The following is a 3,214-nucleotide window of genomic DNA, read 5'->3' as shown; positions in this document are numbered from 1 at the left end:
AGAATACTATAATACAAAACGGATGAAGGCGAAGTTAAAAATGAGCCCGGTACAATACCGAACTCATTTTGAGCAAGCTGCCTGATGAAATAACCGTGTCTAACTTTTTGGGGTCACTTCAGTATTAATATGAGATAGGGCTTTTGTATAGGAATATCCGAATGTTGTAAATCGTATTCTCCTGACGCTATTCCTCTAATGAATAAATGTGATTCTTGCTTTTAAGTGTTAACGGTTTGTTTTTTTACAGGAATATAGATGTCCATTTCTTTGTTCTCTGAACCGTAGCATCTTTCGTCATACAGTTCGAATTCAACTGATCCATAATGTTCATAACCTGATTGTGGAAACCATTCTGTAAAAATATAATTCCATGTGGACTGAATAGAAGAAGTAAACGTTCCATCATTTGACTTTGGCGTAGTGAACACCGCATATTCTAGCTCAGGGAAACTTTTGTATACCATTCCTTTAAGTGCTTGAGTTTCCTCTCTTACCTCCATTCCAATTACATAAACGAACTCACCTGTTTCAGGATTAAAATTGGTGCAAATGCCGAGTTCCACATTTTTGTGTATTGGATTTGGAATTTTAGACCCCAGTTTATTTCGCAAGTACTGCTGCCAAAATTCAGGAATGTCTTTATTGTTCTGGCCGTCTTCATTCTTTGTTTTTAGTTCGTATCCAATGATGTGAAAAGCAGGTTTAGTGACTAATTTTGGTTCCATCCTAAGTCCTCCTGGTAATAGTTTTGTATTCAGGTAGGCTTTTCCACGTAAGGGCCCTGATATTCTCTTTGCGTTTCGGTATTGCTTTGGGGAAACACCATAGAACTTTTTGAACGCCCTGTTGAAAGATTCTTGATATTGAAAACCAACATCGATTGCAATATTAATCACCTTTTCATCTGTATAGAATAAACGTTCTGATGCATTTGTAAGCCTTCTTTTTCTTACATAATCCATCACAGATTCTCCCACTATTGCCTGGAAGACCCGATGATAATGAAATGGAGAAAAGCAAGCAATTTCTGCTAATTTCTCTAGAGTAATTTGTTCATGCAGGTTTTCTTCAATGTAATCAAGCGTTCGTTGTATACAAACTATATAATCCAAACCCCTTCACCTACCCTACATCCACTATAACAGCAAACGGATATTCGCACTTAACATTTTTTGCTATATTCATTTTACTTTCGTAAACAGAACTGTCATTCCTTTTGCTACTCTTGTAGTAAATGTTTGGTTAATTGAGACTGTGTAACTTCACTGAAAGGGCATCTATATGATTAGTTTATATTCAACAATAGGGTGCAGTTCAAAAAAGATAGGTGCTCATTTTTCATTTAAGGGTCATATTCTTGCATAATACTTCAAAATTTGGATTGGATAATTATATTAAAATATAGAGGGTATGGTAAGGATTTGTATTTAACTAACGGTATCTTAAATAAGATAAGAATATATTTATGTTAAATTATTTTTGAAAGGATGTAATAGATGTTGATTTCTGTTACCAGATTACATTTAAGAGGAAAACGTATGTTACCTATCTTTTTTTCCACATTTAAATTAGTCATTCAATCAAAAAAAGCAGAAGGTTTAGTACATTCTTCATTCGTAAAAGGAAGGTTGGAGCACATACTGGACACTAACTGTTTGGGAAAATGAAGAATGTATGAAAGAGTATAGAGATAAGGGTAATCATTTAAAGGCTATAAAAATATCACGGAAAATTGCGGACAAATTAGAAAAGATTAATTGGGAATATGATAAGATTCCTAATTGGAAGGAATGCAAGGAACGCCTACATAAGAATTATGGCAGGAGTATAAAATCGAGTTAAGGTATATTTTCTTGTTGACTTACGGGTGCTTTTGTACGATGTCATATGCAGCTATTTAGCTAAAATTATTGTTATATGATCTTCAATTATAGGGCGCGTTTATTTAGGAACACGTCTTTTTTTTGAAAGGGCAATTTAATGGAGGAAGAATATTGGAAAATTGAATACTTATGGTAATGATAGTATGGTGTTTGTGAATGGTGTACTTAAACTAACGGACAATTTTAGTTTAAGTAGCAGGTTTCTTTAGTAAGACGTAGAAGTAGTAATTAAACGGATAATTTTAGCATCGTTAGAGTTTAATATGGGGTAAAGCATGGTCGTGAAATATAAAAAAGGAATTGTGATTGGAATTATTTTTGGGTTTGGTATGTCGTTTTCTATTTCCTTTATGTTTATGTTGGGTGCACAGGGATTGGCAGGTGGCATTACATCTTTATTTGGCGAGAGTTGGCTATATTACGCAGCAATTTTTCCCTTTATGTTAACCTTTGGGATATTAGGTTTTTATTTCACGAAACGAGAAAACGTTTCGAACAAAAAACTTTGGTTATTAAGCTTAATATCGGCATTATTCATCTCACTATACAGTGGAACTATTGGTGTTTTATTTGGAGAGTATGTTGTAAGGGGAGGAAGCCTTAGAACCTATACTGCAGGTGGGTATACAGGTGTTAATGAAGATGGTGTTTTAATTTGGGGAACAATTTATGCCTTTATTATGCTTCCGTTGACTACACCACTGGCACGTCTAATAATCCAAGCGTTCTTTAAATTACTAAAAAAAATATAAAATTGATTATTGAACTAAAGAGTGCAAGAGTTAAACAAGGTGTTGCAGCGGCAGCATCTTTTTTCTTGTTGTGCTAACGGTCAGGTTAGTTTAACAAGGTTTGGGGAAGTTAAGATATTATTGTTTTACTACTATAATCACTTAATGGGTGGAATTTATGAGTAATAAACAAAATGAGCAGTGGGTAAAAATACGTTCAAAAAGGGAAGATGAGATTTATACTACTTCGTGGTGTTCTTGGATGGGGACTTCCTGTGGGTATAATTTACTCGATTTTGACACATTGGAATGAAAATATTACGACAATGATTCAGAGTATAATAATCTTTATGATATGCGGATTTATTTTCGGAACTTCATATTGGATGTTTATGGAGAGGAAATTTAAAGGCAAGTAAAAAATAATGAGTCTAATCCCTTTTTGTTCAACTAACAGGGGCTATTTTTCAAAAAGGAGAATGGCTTTTTCTTATTGAAGGCGTGCCCAGCAAGCCGTTAATTGCTAGTTGGTGAAAGTCCAACCTGAGTAAGTGCCAAGACGCTCAGTAACTGACAGGCAACTGGTGGAGAAATCCT

At 34.4% G+C, this 3,214-nt stretch carries 3 protein-coding genes; 2 read left to right on the top strand and 1 reads right to left on the bottom strand.

The features are described 5' to 3' along the window. On the top strand, positions 1 to 85 hold an 85-nt coding region (locus F7731_RS26200; protein ID WP_151537431.1), incomplete at its 5' end, for an IS3 family transposase. Between the two features lie 136 nt (positions 86 to 221). Here the strand turns inward: F7731_RS26200 and F7731_RS26195 are convergent. After that, on the bottom strand, positions 222 to 1,115 hold the full coding sequence (locus F7731_RS26195; protein WP_151537686.1) for an AraC family transcriptional regulator: 894 nt from the start codon (positions 1,113 to 1,115) through the stop codon (positions 222 to 224). 1,046 nt (positions 1,116 to 2,161) lie between these two features. On the opposite strand from F7731_RS26195, the gene F7731_RS26185 reads away from it, so the two are divergent. Further along, positions 2,162 to 2,638 carry a hypothetical protein gene (locus tag F7731_RS26185; protein WP_151537685.1) on the top strand — a complete coding sequence of 159 codons (477 nt, stop codon included), beginning with the start codon at positions 2,162 to 2,164 and terminating at the stop codon, positions 2,636 to 2,638. Positions 2,639 to 3,214 lie beyond the last annotated feature (576 nt).

The organism is Cytobacillus depressus, from assembly GCF_008923245.1.
Lineage (GTDB): Bacteria > Bacillota > Bacilli > Bacillales > Cytobacillaceae > Cytobacillus > Cytobacillus depressus.
Note: the sequence above shows the minus strand (reverse complement) of the source record. Positions and strands in the feature narration are given on the sequence as shown.

Excerpts from the sequence above, each read along its gene's own strand:
- F7731_RS26185 (WP_151537685.1), top strand. The coding sequence starts at position 2,162 with ATGGTCGTGAAATATAAAAAAGGAATTGTGATTGGAATTATTTTTGGG.